The sequence below is a fragment of the Streptomyces coelicoflavus genome, assembly GCF_003112555.1.
GTDB lineage: Bacteria > Actinomycetota > Actinomycetes > Streptomycetales > Streptomycetaceae > Streptomyces > Streptomyces coelicoflavus.
On the sequence record NZ_BEWB01000007.1, the window covers coordinates 108187 to 124836 of the forward strand.

Below are 16650 nucleotides of genomic sequence, written 5' to 3' on the forward strand. Positions count from 1 at the left end.
GCCGATCAGGCCAGCTGCCGCCGCACCAGCTCGTGCAGCCGGCCGCCCGTGTCGGCGAGCAGCTCGGCCGGCGGGCCCTGCTGGGCGACCCTGCCGTCCTCCATCACGATCACGCGGTCGGCGTCCAGCACCGTGGACAGCCGGTGCGCGATCACCACGCGGGTGGCGTTCAGGGCCTTGGTGGACTCGATCACCGTGCGCTGCGTCTCGTTGTCCAGCGCACTGGTCGCCTCGTCGAAGAAGAGGATGCGCGGCCGGCGGATCAGCGCCTGCGCGATCATCAGCCGCTGCCGCTGGCCCCCGGAGACCGCGCCGCTGCCCGACACGATGGTGTGCAGGCCCATCGGCATCCGCTTGATGTCCTCCGCGAGCCCCGCCATCCCGGCCGCCGCCATCGCCTCCTCCGGCGTGTACGGCTCGGTGCCGCAGATGACGTCCAGGATCGAGCCGGTGAACGGCTGCGCGTGCTGAAGCACCACCCCGCACTGCCTGCGCACCGCAGACTGGTCCAGCGCGGCCAGGTCCTGACCGTCGTACAGGACACTGCCCGACAGCGGCCGGTCGAAGCCGATCAGCAGCCTCAGCAGCGTGGACTTGCCGCAGCCGCTGGGGCCGACGACCGCGACGAACTCGCCGGGGCGCACGTCGAAGGAGACGTCGTCCAGGACCAGCGGACCGTCGTCCGTGTACCGGAACGACAGCCGGCGCGCCTCGATCGCCCCCGACAGCGGCCCCGGCCGGGTGCTCGCCGTCCGCACCTCGGGCGTGGCGTCCAGAACCGGCCTGATCTCCTCGAACAGCGGCAGCGCCGCCACCCCCGACACGAACGCGCCGGTCAGCTGGGTGACCGAGGTCAGCAGCATCGTCGCCGACGCGTTGAAGGTGAGGAACTCCGCCGCCGACATCGAACCGCGTGCCGGACCGGCGAGCAGCATGAACATCAGCAGCGTGCACAGCGGCAGGTACACCGCGCCGAGGACCGCGTTCAGGTTCTTGATCCGCCCCGCCCGCCGTTGCAGCTCCCGGCTGTGCGCGAACCGTTCCGCCCACGCCGCGTAGGCGTAGTTCTCGGCCGCCGCCACCCGCAGCTTGGGCAGCCCGCGCAGGGTCTGGAACGCCTGGTTGTTCAGCTTGTTGGTGAGCTTGACCAGCCGCCGCTGCCAGCGCACCTGCCACAGCCCGAGCGCCAGGAACACCCCGGCGACGACCACCAGCATGCCGATCGCCGCGAGCGCCATCGGCACGCTGAACCACAGCAGCAGAACCAGGTTCACCGCCCCGACGGTCACCGACTGGGCCACCGTCGGACCGACCCCCGCGAGGAGTCTGCGGATCGCGCTGATGCCCATGGCCGCGCTCGCCAGCTCACCGGTGGAACGCCCGGTGAAGAACTTGGTCGGCAGCCGCAGCAGCCGGTCCCACACCGCGGGCTGGAGCGTCGCCTCGATCCGGCCCTCCAGACGCAGGATGGTCAGGTTCTGCAACAGCATGAAGGCCGCCGCGACGACGCTGCTCAGCATCACCGCGAGGCACACCTGCACGATCAGCCCGGTCTGCGCCTTCGGCACGAACTCGCCGAGCACCTTGCCCGTCGCGACCGGCACCAACGCGCCGAGTCCGACCGTCACCAGACCGGCGAGCAGCAGACCGGTCAGGTCCCGGCGCGTGCCCGTCAGGCAGAACCGCAGCAGCCGCAGCGGACTGAGCCGGCGCTCCGGCAGCGGACGGTAGAACATCACCGCGCGCGGCTCGAACTCCCCGGCGTTCGCCTTCTCCACCGGCGTCTCGCGTCCGGTCGCCGGATGCACGGCCACATAACCGCCGCGCCGCCACAGCAGCGCCACCGGCGCCCCCGACAGGGTGCGGTGCCCGACCAGCGGCCCGACGTCGTCGCGCCACCAGCGGTCCTCCAGCCGTACGGACCTGGTGCGGACGCGTGAGGCGAGCGCGATGCGCTCGACGGGATCGAGCCGGTCGCTCTCCGTGCCGCTGCGGGCCGGCTCGGCCAGCGGGATCCCGGCGGCGCGGGCGACCAGCGCGCAGGCCGCGTGGGTGGCGTCGGCGTCCGCGGCCGTCGTGCGCTGCGCCGACCGCTTGCCGATGGAGGCCAGCAGCGTCCGGTCGGCCTGCGCGCGCACCGCCTCACCGGCCTTGATGCCGGCCGCGGTGCGGGTTTCGTGGGTGCGCTCCAGCTGCTCGATCCAGCGGTCCAGGGTGGTGAGCAGCCGGTACTGCTGGTCGACCATGGACTGCCACAGCGCCGGGTCCATCAGCAGGTCGGCGGCCGCCTCCTCGCCGTACACCGCCCCGTACTGCACGCTGCCCGGCGGCACCTGCATCCAGAACACGTCGTCGTCGGTGGGGGCGTCGGCCCGCTCGCCGGCCATCGGCGCCTGGAAGAGGACGGTCAGACCCCGGCCCACGCCGAGGGCGAGGGCGTACTCCAGGGGGCTCGTCGTCGGCGGCACGTACTGCGGGTTGCCGTACGCGTCGTACGACCACGTCTGGGTGTGCGCCGGCTGGTACAGCTCGCGCAGCCCGATGCGGTGCACGACGCAGTCCCGCAACGGACGCGCCACCAGCGCGTGCTGCGGCCCGGTGACCGGCCCGAGCAGCACCGAGCCCGCCTCCAGGCGCCCCAGGTGGTGCCAGTGGCCCTGCTCCGCCGCGTCCACCGCGAACAGGTCCACCGCGCCGGACACCACGAGCCACAGCACCTGCGGCCCCTCCAGGTCGAGCCGGTTGAACCCGGCGCAGTCGACACGGGTGCCCAGTGCGCCGAGCGCCCCGAGGACGAGGTCGCCCTGTCCTTCCTGCACGGTCGTCATCTCACCGCTCCCTGACCAGCGCCGCGTACGCGCCGCCGTGTGCCACCAGCTCCGCGTGCCGCCCGCGCTCCACGACCGTGCCGTGCTCCAGGACGACGATCTCGTCGCTGTCCCGCACGGTGCTGAGCCGGTGCGCGATCACCACGCAGGCGCAGCCGCGCCGGCGCAGGTTGTCCATGACCACCAGCTCGGTCTCCGCGTCCAGCGCGCTGGTCACCTCGTCCAGGACCAGGATGCTCGGCCGGCGCACCAGCGCCCGCGCGATCTCCAGGCGCTGGCGCTGCCCGCCGGAGAAGTTGCGGCCGTCCTGCTCGACCGGGCTGTGGATGCCGCCCGGCCTGCGCATCACCACGTCGTACAGCGCGGCGTCCTTCAGCGCGTCCACCACGGCGTCGTCCGGGACCGACGGGTCCCACAGCGCCACGTTGTCGCGCACCGACCCCTCGAACAGGAACACGTCCTGGTCGACGAAGGAGACCGAGGACGCCAGCGCCCCGCGCGGGATGTCGTCGAGCCGCTGCCCGTCGACGCGGATCACCCCGTCCCAGGGCGCGTACAGGCCCGAGATCAGCCGCGACACCGTCGACTTGCCGCTGCCCGAACCGCCCACCAGCGCCACCTGCTGCCCCGGCCCGACGGTCAGGTCGAAACCGGACAGCAACGGCTTGTCGAGCGGGTTGTAGCCGAAGGAGACGTTCTGCAACTCGACGTGACCGTGCAGCCTGCGCGTGGAGTCGCCGGCGGGACGGTCGTAGAGGGGGTCAGCCCGGAAGTTCTCCACGTCCTTCAGCCGGGCCACGTCGGCCGCGAAGTCCTGGATGCGGCCCGCGACACCGTTCAGCCGGGTCAGCGGGGCGGTGAAGCGGACCACCAGCGCCTGGAAGGCGACCAGCAGCCCGACCGAGATGTGCCCCTCGACCGCGCGCATGCCGCCGATCCACAGGATCAGCCCGCTGTTCAGCGTCGCGAGCGTCGGCGCGACCACGCCGAGCCAGGCACTGGGCACCCCGAGCCGCTGCTGCTCCTCCAGTGTGGTGGCGTGCTGGCCGGCCCACTTGCGGAAGTAGCCGTCCTCGCCGCCGGTCGCCTTCATCGTCTCGATCAGCTGGAGGCCGGTGTACGCGGTGTTGGTCAGCCGCGCGGTGTCCGCCCGCAGCTTCGCCGTACGGGTCGCGCGCAGCCGGATGACGACCCGCATCGCGAGGATGTTGAGCAGTGCCACACCGACGCCGACGAAGGTGAGCTGCGGATCGTAGGTGTACAGCAGCACGGCGTACAGGACGACCACGATCGCGTCCACGCCGGCGGCGGCGAGGTCGCGGGCCAGCGTCTCGGCGACCGCGTCGTTCGACTGGAGGCGCTGCACCAGGTCGGCGGGGCTGCGCTGGGAGAAGAAGGTCACCGGCAGGCGCAGCAGGTGCCGCAGGAAACGGGCACTGGAGAGGGTGGAGGAGATGATGCGGCCGTGCAGCAGATTGGCCTGTTGCAGCCAGGTCAGCACCACCGTGAGCAGCACACAGGCCCCCATCGACGCGAACAGCACGCCGAGCAGCGAGGTCTGCCCCCCGATCAGGAACATGTCGATGTAGGTGCGGCTGAGCGCGGGCACCGCCGCGCCGACCCCCACCAGGAGGAGGCTCGCCAGCACGGCGGCGGGCAGCGTGCCCGCGGTCCCGCGCAGCCGGGCGGGCATCGCGCCGAGCACACCGGGCTTGCGGCCGCCGCGGGTGAAGCCGTCCCCGGGCTCCATGGTCAGCACCACACCGGTGAAGGAGCCGTCGAAGTCCTCCAGGGACACGAAACGGCGGCCCTTGCCCGGGTCGTTGATGAACACCCCGCGCCGCCCGAACCGGCGGCCCATGCCGTCGTAGACGACGTAGTGGTTGAACTCCCAGAAGAGGATGGCCGGTGCCGTCACCTCGGCGAGGGCGGCCAGGTCCATCTGCATGCCCTTGGCGGTGAACCCGTAGCTCCGGGCGGCCTTCAGCAAGTTGCTCGCCCGGGAGCCGTCGCGGGAGACGCCGCAGGCGATCCGCAGCTCCTCCAGCGGGACGTGGCGGCCGTAGTGCCCCAGCACCATGGCGAGGGAGGCGGCACCGCACTCCACGGCCTCCATCTGGAGCACCGTGGGCGTGCGGACGGTCTTCGCGCGGCTCTTCGGCACGCTGCGCCTCGGCGGGGCGGCGCGGCGCCTGCCCCGGGTCTCCTGTGCGGTGCTCACGGCAGCAGCCAATCGACGGGACGCTGGTCGGCCAGCCGGATCGAGCCCGAGGCCAGGGTCATGGAGGTCAGTTCGAACGGCGGTCCGTCGGCCGAGGACCACTCGTAGCCGCTCTTCGTGGATGTGGAGGTCTCCAGCCGCACCGTCACGGCCACCGGCCTGCCGTCCTCGGTGAACTGCTCGCCGAGCGCGCTGTCCCCGAGGAACGCGCCGATCGTCTGCGCCGACTGGGCCGAGCGGTCCACGGACTTCACCTCGCCGTGCAGCACGCCGTACTGCTGGGACGGCACCGACTGCACGGTCAGGTCGACGGAGGCGTGCGCGGGGATGGCGGCGGCGTTCTCGGCGGGGACGTACACGGTGGCGTAGAGGGGGTCGTCGGCGTGGGCGACCTTCTCCACCGAGGCGACGTTCGCGCCGGTACTGATGATCTGCCCGACGGTGGCCGCCAGCGCGCTGACCCGGCCGGCGTCGACGGTGCGGACCACGGTCTCGCCCTCGGCGGTACGGACCTTGAGCACGGGGGCGTCGGCCCCCAGCCGCTGACCCGGGCGGGCGAGGACCGCGGTGACCTGCCCGGAGACGGGACTCTGCAGGAGGTAACTGCCCTGCCCGTGGGTGAGGACGGCGGGCGCGGAGACGGTGGAGGTCACCGAGCCGCCCACCGCCCACACGGACGCGGCGGCCATCGCGACGACGGTCACGGACAGCACCAGCCAGCCCTGGGGACGGGCGAAACGCACCGGGAGATCGAGCTCTTCCGGTGACTGGAGTTTGGAGAGGGCCTGTTGGCGGAACTGCACGGCTGACGTATCCAGGGCTTGATGAGAGCGGCCGCAGACGGGGAACGGCCGGAGAGCGAGACCGGCCGGGGACCGTGAAGGGCCGGGGACCGCGAACGGCCGGGGATCGTGAACGGCCGAAAAGTCCCGGAGCCTGGACGGCTCCGGGACTCAGCGACGCAAGGACGCGATCAGAGACCGGCGACCAGGCCCGTGACCGGGGCGGTGTTGAGGCCGGTGGCACCCTCGACCGTGCCGACGACCGTGTTGACCAGGCCGGAGACCGGGGCGATGCCGTCCACCAGGCCGGTGACGGTGCCGACGGCGTTCACGTTCAGGCCGCCGGAGACGTTGTCGAGGTCGGCGTCGGAGATCTCGACGGTCTCAACCTGGGGGGTGGAGTTCATGTGGGAACTTCCCTTCGTATAGCCATTTTCACAAGGGGGGAGCGGCCCCCTCTGGGGACAGATGACGGCCGCGACCGCGGGCACCGGGCGCCCGTTTCCAGAGCCCTCCGCGGCCCCCGCGGTGCGATGGATCAAAGCACGGGGCCGGTCCGGGCTTCCAATCAATCACCCCTCCCACCAGCGCACTTGCGACGCCCAGGCACCCAAGCGTGCAGGAGCGCGCACGCCTTCGCGGCGACTTCTTCACACGGTGGGCGAGATCGGCCCGTGCGATCCCTTGCCCGCGCGGAGGCGATTGGGACACTCCGGCCCCAAAGGCGTAGGGGCCGCCGCGGGCTTGTGCAGATGCGCCGACCGGGGTGACCGGGTTGGGCATTCGGTGTGCAGATTCGCTGAAGCGCTCATTCCGCTCGGCGGCCGGAACGCTGCGTCGCCGGGTGAACGCGGAGGGTGCCGAGGGGTGGCGTGAAACGGTCTGCGCCGGGGTGCGACCGGGCGGCCCGTCTGAACACCCCGCCCGGCCCGTGCGTACCAACAGCCGTCCAGGCGCCCCCAACAGCTGCCGGACCGGCGGGCACCAACCCCGGTCCCAGGAGGTCGAGCAGATTGAGTCACAAGCGAATCCCGAAGCGCAGGGCCGCGATGGCGGCGGGCGGTGTGGTCGCGCTCGGCGCGGCCGCGATCCTGCTGCCGAACGCCAACGCCTCGCAGGACGGCGGCTCCTCGGACGAGGCCGCCGCGGCGCCCAGGACCCTCAAGTCGGCGGACGCCTCGGATCTCGCCACACGGCTCGCCGGCCTGCTCGGCGACACCTTCGCAGGCTCCTACTACGACTCCGGCGCGCAGCGGCTCGTCGTCAACGTCGTCCCCGGCGAGGACGACCAGGTCGTCGCGCGGGCGAAGCAGGCGGGCGCGGAGGTCCGCGAGGTCGACAACAGCATGGGTGAACTGCGCAGCGGAGCCCGGACCCTGAAGTCCGAGGCGAGCATCCCCGGCACGTCGTGGGCGATCGACCCGCGCACCAACAAGATCCTGGTGACTGCCGACAGCACCGTCACCGGCGACCGGTGGGACCGCCTGGAGTCCACCGTGCAGAGCCTCGGCTCCGGCATGGCGACGGTGCGGAAGTCCGCAGGCACCTTCAAGACCTTCGCCTCGGGCGGCGACGCGATCTTCGGCGGCGGAGCGCGCTGCTCGCTCGGCTTCAACGTCACCGCGGGCGACGGCTCGCCCGCCTTCCTGACGGCCGGTCACTGCGGCGTCGCGGCCGACCAGTGGTCCGACGCACAGGGCGGGCAGCCGATCGCCACCGTCGACCAGGCCGTCTTCCCCGGCGAGGGTGACTTCGCACTCGTGAAGTACGACGACCCGGCCACCGAGGCCCCGAGCGAGGTGAACCTCGGCGACCAGACCCTGCCGATCAGCCGGGCCGCCGAGGCCGCGGTCGGCCAGGAGGTCTTCCGGATGGGCAGCACGACCGGACTGGCCGACGGTCAGGTCCTCGGCCTGGACGCCACCGTCAACTACCCCGAGGGCACCGTCACCGGCCTCATACAGACCGACGTCTGCGCCGAGCCGGGCGACAGCGGCGGGTCCCTGTTCACGCGGGACGGCCTCGCGATCGGCCTGACCTCCGGCGGCAGCGGCGACTGCACGGTCGGCGGCGAGACCTTCTTCCAGCCGGTCACCACCGCCCTGGAGGCGGTCGGCGCCACCCTCGGGGACACCGGTGCCGGTGCCGGTGCCGGGGGCGCGGGCGGTGCGGGCGCCGGGGGCGGTGACGCGGGCGACGGTGCGGGCGCGGGTGCCGGAGACGCGGGTGACGCCGGTGCCGGTGCCGGGGACGCGGGTGAGGGCGCGGGCGTCGGCGGCGACGACGGCGCGGGGCCGACGGGCTGACGGACGTCCCCGGACCGCCGCCCCGGCCCTCGACGGGAGGGGCGGCGGTCCACACCGTGCCACGGCGACGCGCGTCCGCCCCGTGCCCGCCGGCAGGGCTCCGCCCGCACCCGTCCGGCGGCGCGAAGCGCCTGTGGTGAGCCCCCGATGTGCCCCGGAACGCCGGTAGCCGATCCGTAGGGGCTGCGCACATGTCCCATAAGCGCTGTAATGGCGACGTGGTCGAAGAGGGCACTGCGGAACGCGGACCGAGGGCGCTGCGTGCCGAGGGTGCCCTGAAGGCGATCGCGGCAGCCCAGGGGCCGGAGGAGCGGCTGCGCGGCATCCTCGAGCAGACGCTGGTCTTCGCGGGCGCCTCCCTGGCCGCGCTCTACACGCCCGGCGACGACCGCGACCTGCTCTGCCTGGTCGCGTCGGCCGGTGTGCCGCGCACCCTGTACGGCGTCCGCGACAGCTATCCCGCGGAGGGCGGCTCCCCGGTCGCCGACGCCCACCGCGCGGGCGGGACGGTGTGGATCGGACCGGAGGAGTTCGCCGGATCGGCGGAGTCCCGGCACGTGCCGTCCAGCGGCTTCTCGCTGGCCGTCCTGCCGGTGCGCGGGGACGGCGGCGGCTGCCTGCTCGTCCTGACCGAGCGCCCGGGCGGATTCGACGCGGACGACCGCGAGTGCCTCGGACTGATCGCCGAGGCCGTGACCTGCCCCGCCCCGGCCGAGGCCGTCGGCACCCCGGAGTCCGGTGCCCTCCAGCCGGACGCGTTCACCCTGGCCATGGACACCGGCCGCGCGGAGGTCGGCGACGGCATCCTGCGCCTGTTCGGCCTCGCGCCCGGGGAATTCGACGGCAAGGTCGAGACACTGCTCGGCCTCACCGTGCCGGAGGACCTGCCGTCGCTGATGTCGGTGACCGAGTCCGACCACATGACGATCGGCGAGCGCGAGCTGGAGTTCCGGGTGCTCCAGCCCACCGGCCCGCCGAAGTGGCTGCGGCTCAGCGGACGCCTGCTGCCCGGTGGCGACGGCCGGCCCGCCCGCCTGGTGGGGACCGTCGCCGACGCCTCCACCCTGCGCCCGGACGTGACCGACGTCGCCCGAGTCCAGCGGCTCGCCGCCGCGCTCGCCACCGCCGGGACCGTCCGGGACGTCAGCCAGGCCGTCGTCGCCGCCCTGCGCAGACCGCTCAGGGCCGACCGGATCGCGCTGGCCGAGCTGGAGAACGACCGGCTCGTCGTCACCGTCCTCGACCCGCCCGACCCCGAGTCCTGGCCCGAGCTGTGGCGCCTGGAATGGCGCACCGAGTGGCCGGACGCACCGGTACGGGCCATGCCCACCCTCGCCGCCGCGCTGCGCGAGGGACGCGCCAGGATCTGGCCCGCCGGCACCGGCGACCTGGAGCCGGCCCTCGCCGACGTCGGCCCCGGCGGCCTCGCCGTACTGCCGCTGCCCGCCGGCGGACGCGTGGCCGGTGCCTGCCTGATCGGCTGGGACGCTCCGCACGACTTCGGCCCCGACGAACGCGCCCTGCTCACCGCCTCCGCCGGCCTGGCCGGGCAGGCCCTGATGCGCGCCCACGCCTTCGACGCCGAGCACGAACTGGTCGGCATGCTCCAGCGCCAGCTGCTGCCGCGCCGGCTGCCCAAACTGCCCGGCGCGGTCGCCGTCGCCCGCTACCTGCCCAGCACGGCCGGACTCGAGCTGGGCGGCGACTGGTACGACGTGATCCCGCTGCCCGACCACCACGTCGCCCTCGTCATCGGCGACGTCCAGGGACACAGCGCCGGCGCGGCCACCCTCATGGGCCAGATGCGCACCGCCCTGCGCGCCTACGCCGTCGAGGGACATCCGCCGGACGTGGTGGTCTCCCACGCCAACCGGCTGCTCACCGGCATGGAGACCGACCTCTTCGCCACCTGCGTCTACGTCGACCTCGACATGGAGGAGGGCTCCGCCTGGTGCGTGCGGGCGGGGCACCTGCCGCCGGTGCTGCGCCACCCCGACGGCAGCACCGAGATCGCGGAGGTGGAGGGCGGCCCGCCGCTCGGCGTGGTGACGCAGGCCGACTTCCCGATGAGCCCGCTGCGGCTGCGCCCCGGCACGCTGATCGCCCTCACCACGGACGGCCTCGTGGAGACGCCGGAGTCCGACATCGACGAGGGGATGGACCGGTTCGCGCACGCGCTGGCCGTCTCCGCCCCGGGCCACCTCGGGCTCGTCGCCGACGCCCTGCTCGGCAACGCCCGCCGCAACGACGACGTCGCCCTGCTGCTGGTGCGCTACGACGGCATGGCCCTGCGCCCGCTGCGGGAGAGCTGGTCGGTGTGGCGGCTGCCCGAGGCCGTGCGGCACGCCCGCCGCTTCACCCGGCGCACCCTGCGCTCCTGGGGCGTGCCGGACGACGTCGTCGACGGCGTCCTGCTGATCGTCTCCGAGCTGGTCACCAACGCCCTGGTGCACACCGACGGCAAGGTGCGGCTCGACCTCACCCTGATCAGCGGCAGGCTGCGCGTCGCGGTCGCCGACGCCTCGCCGCGTACGCCCGTCAAACCGACCAGCATCGGCTGGGAGGCCACCGGCGGACGCGGCATCCTCCTGGTCGAGGCGATGTCGGCGACCTGGGGGACGCTGCCGGTCAGCGGGGGCAAGCAGGTGTGGAGCGAGATCCCGGTGGGCGGCGCCTGACCAGGTCCCGCGCCGGGTCCGGCCGTCACCGCGGTCGCCGGGGTGCGGGCGGCGTGACGCCGGGTACCCGCACGGTCGCACCGCGAGTGAGCGGTCCGGGAGAACCGAGGAGTACCCCATGACCCAGTACGTCCGCGACATCATGACCGGCGACCCGGTGACCGTCGAGCCGCTGACCTCCGTCACGGAGGTGGCCCGCATCATGCGGGACCGTGACCTCGGCGCCGTCCTGGTCACGGAAGGCGACCGGCTGCGCGGCCTGGTCACCGACCGTGACCTGGTGGTCCGGTCGCTCGCCGAGGGCGGTGACCCGGAGCAGACCACCGTGGCCGGGGCGTGCAGCGACGCCATGGTGACCGTACGGTCGGACGAGGAGCTGGGCCACGTCGTCGAGCTGATGCGCGAGCACGCGGTGCGCCGGGTCCCGGTCGTCGACGACGGCCACCCGGTCGGCATCGTCTCCCTCGGCGACCTGGCCATGGAGCGCGATCCTGAGTCGGCACTGGGCGACATCAGCGTGGCCCGGCCGAACCCGTAGGCGCCGCGGGACCCGTGCGGGCCCGGGTTTCACGGCGTCCCGGCCGGGGACCCGGCAGGGCGAGCGCGTCAGGCGCGGAACCAGAAGGACGAGCAGGACCAGAAGGAAGATGATGCCTCGTGACCACGGAGACCAGCGGCAAACCCGCTGTCCGTCGGCTGGAGACCGGGTGGTCGAAGGCCCGCCGGCTGCGGAGCAGGGGCGTGATGCGCACCTGCGTGCCGGCCGTAGAGGACGGCAGCGCCACCCGCGCACCGCAACCGGGCCAGGAGTCGAACATCGTCCGGGGCGAGGACTGAGCGAGCCCCGAGGGTGGTGACACCGCCCAGCGCGCCGGCCTTGGTGCCGGCGCGGTGCGCGTTCCGGGCCGGTGACGGGCGGCGAAGCACCGACCGGTAGCGTCGCAGGCACTCCGCACCACCGCACCGCACTCCGCACCACCGCACCGCTCCGCCCCGACCGCAGCAAGGCACTGAACCGCGCATGAACATCCTGGTCACCGGCGCCGCCGGATTCATCGGCTCCCGGTACGTCCGGACGCTCCTCGCCGCCGACGGGCCGGGGGCACCGCGGATCACCGTCCTGGACTCGCTGACCTACGCCGGGACCACCGCCAACCTCGAGATCGGCCACCCCCGGCTGGAGTTCGTGCACGGTGACATCCGCGACGCGGCGCTCGTCGACAGGCTGACCGCCGAGGCGGACCAGGTGGTGCACTTCGCCGCCGAGTCCCACGTGGACCGCTCGATCCACGCCGCGTCCGACTTCGTCCTGACGAACGTCGTCGGCACCCAGAACCTGCTGGACGCCGCCCTGCGCCACGGCGTGGGGCCCTTCGTACACGTCTCCACCGACGAGGTCTACGGCTCCCTGGAGTCCGGCTCGGCGACCGAGGAGCATCCGCTGCGGCCGAGTTCCCCCTACGCCGCGTCGAAGGCGTCGGGCGACCTGCTGGCCCTCGCCTGCCACCGCACCCACGGCCTCGACGTACGGGTGACCCGGTGCTCCAACAACTACGGCCCGCACCAGTTCCCCGAGAAGCTCGTGCCGCTGTTCGTCACCCACCTCCTGGACGGCCGCCGGGTCCCGCTGTACGGGGACGGACGCAACGTCCGCGACTGGCTGCACGTCGACGACCACTGCCTGGGCGTCGACCTCGTACGCACCCGGGGCCGGGCCGGTGAGGTCTACAACATCGGCGGCGGCACGGAGCTGAGCAACCGCGAACTCACCGGCCTGCTCCTGGACGCCTGCGGCGCGGGCCCGGACCGCATCACGTACGTCGAGGACCGCAAGGGCCACGACCTGCGCTACGCGGTCGACTGGACCAAGGCCCGTGAGGAGCTGGGCTACCGCCCGCGGCGCGACTTCGCCGCCGGCCTGGCGGAGACCGTCGCCTGGTACCGGGACAACCGGTCCTGGTGGGAGCCGCTCAAGCGGCGCACCGACGTGGTCTGACGTCGAGGCCGTTGCCGGACCGGCACCGTCCGGCCGAGACCGCACCGCGTCACCTGCGGATTAAAATGGACCGGGTGCGTCTGCTGATCACGTCCGACACCCACCTGCCCAAGCGTGCGAAGGAACTGCCGGCGCCGCTGCTGGCGGAACTCCCGCGCGCCGACGTCGTCGTGCACGCGGGGGACTGGGTCGACACGGCCACCCTCGACCTGCTGGAGAGCCGCAGCCGCCGCCTCGTCGGGGTGTACGGCAACAATGACGGACCCGCACTGCGCGCCCGGCTGCCCGAAGTGGCGTACGCGGACCTGGGCGGCCTGCGCCTCGGCGTCGTGCACGAGACCGGCGCCGCCAAGGGACGGGAGGCGCGCTGCGCCGCCCGCTTCCCCGACCTGGACGTCCTCGTCTTCGGACACAGCCACATCCCCTGGGACACCACCGCCGCCACCGGTCTGCGGCTGCTCAACCCGGGCTCGCCCACGGACCGTCGCCGTCAGCCGTACCGCACCTACATGACCGGCACGGTCGCCGACGGCCGGCTCGGGAACGTCGAGCTGCACCGGCTGCCGCCGCGCTGAGCGCGGGCGGCAGGAGAGGCGGGCGGCGCCCCTGAGGACGCCGCCCGGTGCGGACCGGGCCGCTCCGTGTCGGAGGAAGCGGCCCGGGCGCTTCTTCTGGAGTGCGCTGTCACGGACCTCCTTCCGGGGGTGGTGCTGTCGAGGGCATGCATGCCTCGTCCGTTGCCGGGCGACTACCCCTGTCGGGCCCGTTCACACACGCGGGCGAGGACGACATTCCGGGCGCCTGCCGCACGGCCGCCTCAGCGGGCCGACGGACCCGACCAGTCCGCCGCCACACGGCCGACGCGCACCCGCTGCGGGTGGTCGCCCACGGGGACGGACACCGACTTCTCCCCGGTGGCGAAGTCGATGGCGGTGACCCGGTCGGCGCCGCTCTCGGAGACCACGCAGTGCCTGCCGTCGCCGCTGACCGTGGCCCAGTACGGCTTGGCGACGGGCACCAGCGGCCCCTCCTGGAGCGTGCCGCGGTCGACGACCGTCGCGTAGTCGTCCATCGTGCCCGCGACGCAGATCTTGGTGCCGTCCGGGCTCATGGACAGGCCGTGGTGCCGCGAGTCGTTGACCCAGGTGGTGCGGTCCTCACTCGTGGCGGGGTTCTTCGGCAGGGTCTTGGTCCGGGTGATCCGGTCGGTGGCGACGTCGTACTCGAAGAAGCCGTTGAAGAAGGAGACCTGGAAGTACAGCTTGGACTCGTCGGGCGAGAAGACCGCGGGCCGCACCGCGTCCGAGTGGTCGCCCAGGCCGATCGCGTCGAGCCGCTCGCGCATGTCGACGACCCTGACCCGCTCGTACGTCGTCGCGTCCACGATCGTGATGCGCCGGTCGCCCTTCGTCCAGTCGAGCCAGGGCGCGTCGAGCGCGGTGTTCACCTCGCCGATGGACATGTTCCAGATGTACTTGCCGTCGCCGGTGAAGATGTTCTCGTGCGGCTTGTCGCCGGTGGCGAACGAGCCGACCTGCTCACCGGTCTCGATGTCCAGGACGTGCACGGTGTTCGAGGTCGACGCCGACACCGCGACCCGGGTGCCGTCGGGGGAGACCGCCATGTGGTCGGAGCGGTAACCCGACACCGGGAAGCGCCAGTTGATGTCGCCGGTGGCGAGGTCGACGGAGACCACGTCGGCGAAGCTCGGCCGGGAGACGACCACCGAGGCGCCGTCCGGAGTCGAGTACATGTCGTCGACGAGCTGGTCGTGGCCCTCGCCGACGCCGTTGCGGATGGCCTGGAAGTAGATCCACTTGATCGGATCGGCGTTGATCTCCGCCATCCGCTCCGCCCGGTCCGGGACGACGTCGATCCGGCCGATCCGAGCGAAGTCGCCGGTGGACCGGATGACGTCCGCGGTGCCGTCCCAGTTGTTGCCGACGAACATCACCTCGCGCAGGTCGGCGCGAGACCCGGGTGCGGCCGAGGCGGTGGCGGCCGGGGCGGCGAGGGTGAGTGCGAGGGCGGCGGCGACGGCGCCGAGGTGCCTGGTCGTGAACGCGGGCATGCTGCTCTCCTCCGGCAGGGGGCGTGGTGTGGGGGTGCTGGAGCGAAAGGGTGCTGGAGCACTGGAGCACTGGAGCGCGCAATCTGAACACAGCCGCTTTCAGAGTGAACTTACTGCAAAGTAAGGAAAGAGCGCCCTTCTCCACAAGGCCGCGGACACGACAAAATCGTCGGAACGGCGGAGAGTTGACGACGCGGAGGGAGGGGGAGCGGGTGACGGGCAGGCTCAGGGCGCCGACGGGCCGCTACGGCGGCAAGTCGGCCGCGCAGCGCCAGGCCGAGCGCCGCCGGCGCTTCCTCGACGCGGCCCTCCAGCTGTTCGGCGACACCCCCGGCTACCGGGCCACCACGGTGGCCGCCCTCAGCGAGGCCGCCGGGCTGTCCACCCGGCAGTTCTACGAGGAGTTCCACACCCTGGAGGACGTGCTCGCCGCGCTCCACCTCCAGGTCAACGACTGGGCCGAGGCGGCCGTCCGCACCGCCGCCGCCCGCACCCGCGACCTGCCGCTCCCCGACCGCGCCGCCGCGATCTTCCGCGCCTACGCCGGCAACGTCACCGCCGATCCACGCCGGGTCCGCATCACCTTCGTGGAGATCATCGGCGTCAGTCCGCGCCTGGAGGAGCAGCGGCTGGCCCGCCGCGCACGCTGGGTCGACCTCATCCGCGCCGAGGCCCACACGGCCGTCCTGCGCGGGGAAGCGGCACACCGCGACTACCGGCTCGCAGCCACGGCGTTCATCGGCGGGGTCAACGGCCTGCTGCACGACTACAGCGCCGGGTGGGTGGACGCGACCCTCGACGAGGTCGTCGACGAACTGGTCGGCCAGCTCCTGGCCGTCCTGCGCCCACCCGGCCCGCGCCCCGCGGGCTGACCGGATCCGTCCCGGGACCAGGACCGTGCGCTGCCGGACCCGGTCGTCGAAGGTCCCGGACTGACTACTCGTCCCAGGCCTGGATCATGGTCTGCTCGACGATCTCGCCGTCCCGCAGCGACAGCATCGACTCGGCGAGGACCCGCACGCCGTCCGGGTAGGTGCACTCCTCGGTGAACGCGGCCTGGTCGCCCTGGACGACGCAGCGCGCCATCCGGTGGGTCATGTCACGGCTGTAGACGTCGTCGAGCATCTCGGCGATCTCGTCCCGGCCGTGCAGGACCTTGGGGCGGCTCGGCTGGTCGTACCGGTCGACGATGCGGACCTCCGCGTCCCGCGCGTACAGCGACAACAGCGGCGCCGCCGTCTCCCCTTCGATGCCCCGGCGCAGTGCTTCGGTGTCGAAGCCGGGGCCTGCCGTGGTGCTCATGACGACCTCCTTCGGATGCCGAAGGCCGCGGCCCGGAGCCGGAACGGGCCGTCTCGACCCTCTCCCTTCGAGCTTCCTCCGTCCCGGCGCCCATGGCAACGGCGACCGGGACACTGGTCCTCACGGGTGAGCGCGGGCGCCCGCCCGTGTCCGGGCCCGGCCCGCCCGCGTTGCTCAGCACATGATCTCAACACGACGTATCGTCGCCGTTGTCGGGCTCGCCGCCGGTGTCACCGGTCTCGCCGCCCCGATGGCGAGCGCGGCAGGCGGGAGCCCGCTGGGCACGGAGAAGCTCAGCGTGACGAACACCCTCGACACACTCGCGGTCGGTGACATGCCCGCCGAGGACCGGGCGCGGATGCCGCTCCCGTCCCAGCAGCTGAGCCGGTTGCAGGACCTGCGGCAGCTCCAGCAGGTCACCGGCCTGGTCTCGCCCGTCTTCGGAGTCGTCCCCGCCGTGGGCTGA

The 16650-nt window shown here is 73.0% G+C and carries 14 protein-coding genes; 8 read left to right on the forward strand and 6 right to left on the reverse strand.

Annotated elements, in window-relative coordinates; translation table 11 throughout:
* Positions 1-5 precede the first annotated feature (5 nt).
* The 4 genes from Sco07f_RS18075 to Sco07f_RS18090 form a co-directional block, all read right to left on the reverse strand.
* The gene (locus Sco07f_RS18075; protein ID WP_108988421.1) at positions 6-2828 is read right to left on the reverse strand and encodes an NHLP bacteriocin export ABC transporter permease/ATPase subunit; all 2823 of its coding nucleotides are present in this window, start codon (positions 2826-2828) and stop codon (positions 6-8) included.
* Between the two features lies 1 nt (position 2829).
* Positions 2830-5049, reverse strand: coding sequence for an NHLP family bacteriocin export ABC transporter peptidase/permease/ATPase subunit (locus Sco07f_RS18080; RefSeq protein WP_108988422.1), 2220 nt, complete (start codon positions 5047-5049; stop codon positions 2830-2832).
* Complete coding sequence (locus Sco07f_RS18085) at positions 5046-5852, reverse strand: HlyD family efflux transporter periplasmic adaptor subunit (RefSeq protein WP_164141583.1); 807 nt, start codon at positions 5850-5852, stop codon at positions 5046-5048. Before Sco07f_RS18085 ends, Sco07f_RS18080 begins: the two co-directional genes overlap by 4 nt.
* Positions 5853-6022: 170 nt before the next feature.
* The gene (locus Sco07f_RS18090; protein WP_007389398.1) at positions 6023-6238 is read right to left on the reverse strand and encodes a hypothetical protein; all 216 of its coding nucleotides are present in this window, start codon (positions 6236-6238) and stop codon (positions 6023-6025) included.
* Between the two features lie 606 nt (positions 6239-6844).
* On the opposite strand from Sco07f_RS18090, the gene Sco07f_RS18095 reads away from it, so the two are divergent.
* The 6 genes from Sco07f_RS18095 to Sco07f_RS18120 all read left to right on the forward strand — a co-directional run bounded on the left by Sco07f_RS18095 (position 6845) and on the right by Sco07f_RS18120 (position 13386).
* The gene (locus tag Sco07f_RS18095; RefSeq protein ID WP_108988423.1) at positions 6845-8137 is read left to right on the forward strand and encodes a S1 family peptidase; all 1293 of its coding nucleotides are present in this window, start codon (positions 6845-6847) and stop codon (positions 8135-8137) included.
* A gap of 191 nt (positions 8138-8328) precedes the next feature.
* Complete coding sequence (locus Sco07f_RS18100; protein ID WP_108988424.1) at positions 8329-10815, forward strand: SpoIIE family protein phosphatase; 2487 nt, start codon at positions 8329-8331, stop codon at positions 10813-10815.
* 118 nt (positions 10816-10933) lie between these two features.
* Positions 10934-11353, forward strand: coding sequence for a CBS domain-containing protein (locus tag Sco07f_RS18105; RefSeq protein ID WP_108988425.1), 420 nt, complete (start codon positions 10934-10936; stop codon positions 11351-11353).
* Between the two features lie 119 nt (positions 11354-11472).
* Entirely contained in the window at positions 11473-11652 is a 180-nt protein-coding gene (locus tag Sco07f_RS18110; RefSeq protein ID WP_007389406.1) for a hypothetical protein, read from the forward strand.
* A 184-nt stretch (positions 11653-11836) separates the two neighbouring features.
* Complete coding sequence (gene rfbB / locus Sco07f_RS18115; protein WP_108988426.1) at positions 11837-12811, forward strand: dTDP-glucose 4,6-dehydratase; 975 nt, start codon at positions 11837-11839, stop codon at positions 12809-12811.
* Positions 12812-12885: 74 nt separating this feature from the next.
* Positions 12886-13386: a metallophosphoesterase family protein gene (locus Sco07f_RS18120; protein ID WP_007389408.1), complete on the forward strand. Its 501-nt coding sequence runs from the start codon at positions 12886-12888 to the stop codon at positions 13384-13386.
* A 242-nt stretch (positions 13387-13628) separates the two neighbouring features.
* Here Sco07f_RS18120 and Sco07f_RS18125 read toward each other — a convergent pair whose 3' ends face one another.
* Positions 13629-14882, reverse strand: a complete 1254-nt coding sequence (locus Sco07f_RS18125; RefSeq protein ID WP_054101194.1) for a YncE family protein — start codon at positions 14880-14882, stop codon at positions 13629-13631.
* Positions 14883-15094: 212 nt separating this feature from the next.
* Here Sco07f_RS18125 and Sco07f_RS18130 point away from each other — a divergent pair, with 212 nt between their 5' ends.
* On the forward strand, positions 15095-15754 hold the full coding sequence (locus Sco07f_RS18130; RefSeq protein WP_108988427.1) for a TetR/AcrR family transcriptional regulator: 660 nt from the start codon (positions 15095-15097) through the stop codon (positions 15752-15754).
* A 64-nt stretch (positions 15755-15818) separates the two neighbouring features.
* Here the strand turns inward: Sco07f_RS18130 and Sco07f_RS18135 are convergent, their stop codons facing one another.
* Positions 15819-16184 (reverse strand): nuclear transport factor 2 family protein, encoded by a 366-nt coding sequence (locus Sco07f_RS18135; RefSeq protein ID WP_054101193.1) that lies wholly within the window; start codon positions 16182-16184, stop codon positions 15819-15821.
* 181 nt (positions 16185-16365) lie between these two features.
* On the opposite strand from Sco07f_RS18135, the gene Sco07f_RS18140 reads away from it, so the two are divergent.
* Positions 16366-16650, forward strand: a complete 285-nt coding sequence (locus Sco07f_RS18140; protein ID WP_087788444.1) for a hypothetical protein — start codon at positions 16366-16368, stop codon at positions 16648-16650.

Bases quoted from the DNA above. Each gene is read 5' to 3' on its own strand.
- Sco07f_RS18125 (WP_054101194.1), bottom strand. From the start codon at position 14,882: ATGCCCGCGTTCACGACCAGGCACCTCGGCGCCGTCGCCGCCGCCCTC.
- rfbB (WP_108988426.1), top strand. From the start codon at position 11,837: ATGAACATCCTGGTCACCGGCGCCGCCGGATTCATCGGCTCCCGGTAC.
- Sco07f_RS18100 (WP_108988424.1), top strand. From the start codon at position 8,329: ATGTCCCATAAGCGCTGTAATGGCGACGTGGTCGAAGAGGGCACTGCG.
- Sco07f_RS18105 (WP_108988425.1), top strand. From the start codon at position 10,934: ATGACCCAGTACGTCCGCGACATCATGACCGGCGACCCGGTGACCGTC.
- Sco07f_RS18075 (WP_108988421.1), bottom strand. From the start codon at position 2,828: ATGACGACCGTGCAGGAAGGACAGGGCGACCTCGTCCTCGGGGCGCTC.
- Sco07f_RS18140 (WP_087788444.1), top strand. From the start codon at position 16,366: ATGATCTCAACACGACGTATCGTCGCCGTTGTCGGGCTCGCCGCCGGT.
- Sco07f_RS18135 (WP_054101193.1), bottom strand. From the start codon at position 16,184: ATGAGCACCACGGCAGGCCCCGGCTTCGACACCGAAGCACTGCGCCGG.
- Sco07f_RS18090 (WP_007389398.1), bottom strand. From the start codon at position 6,238: ATGAACTCCACCCCCCAGGTTGAGACCGTCGAGATCTCCGACGCCGAC.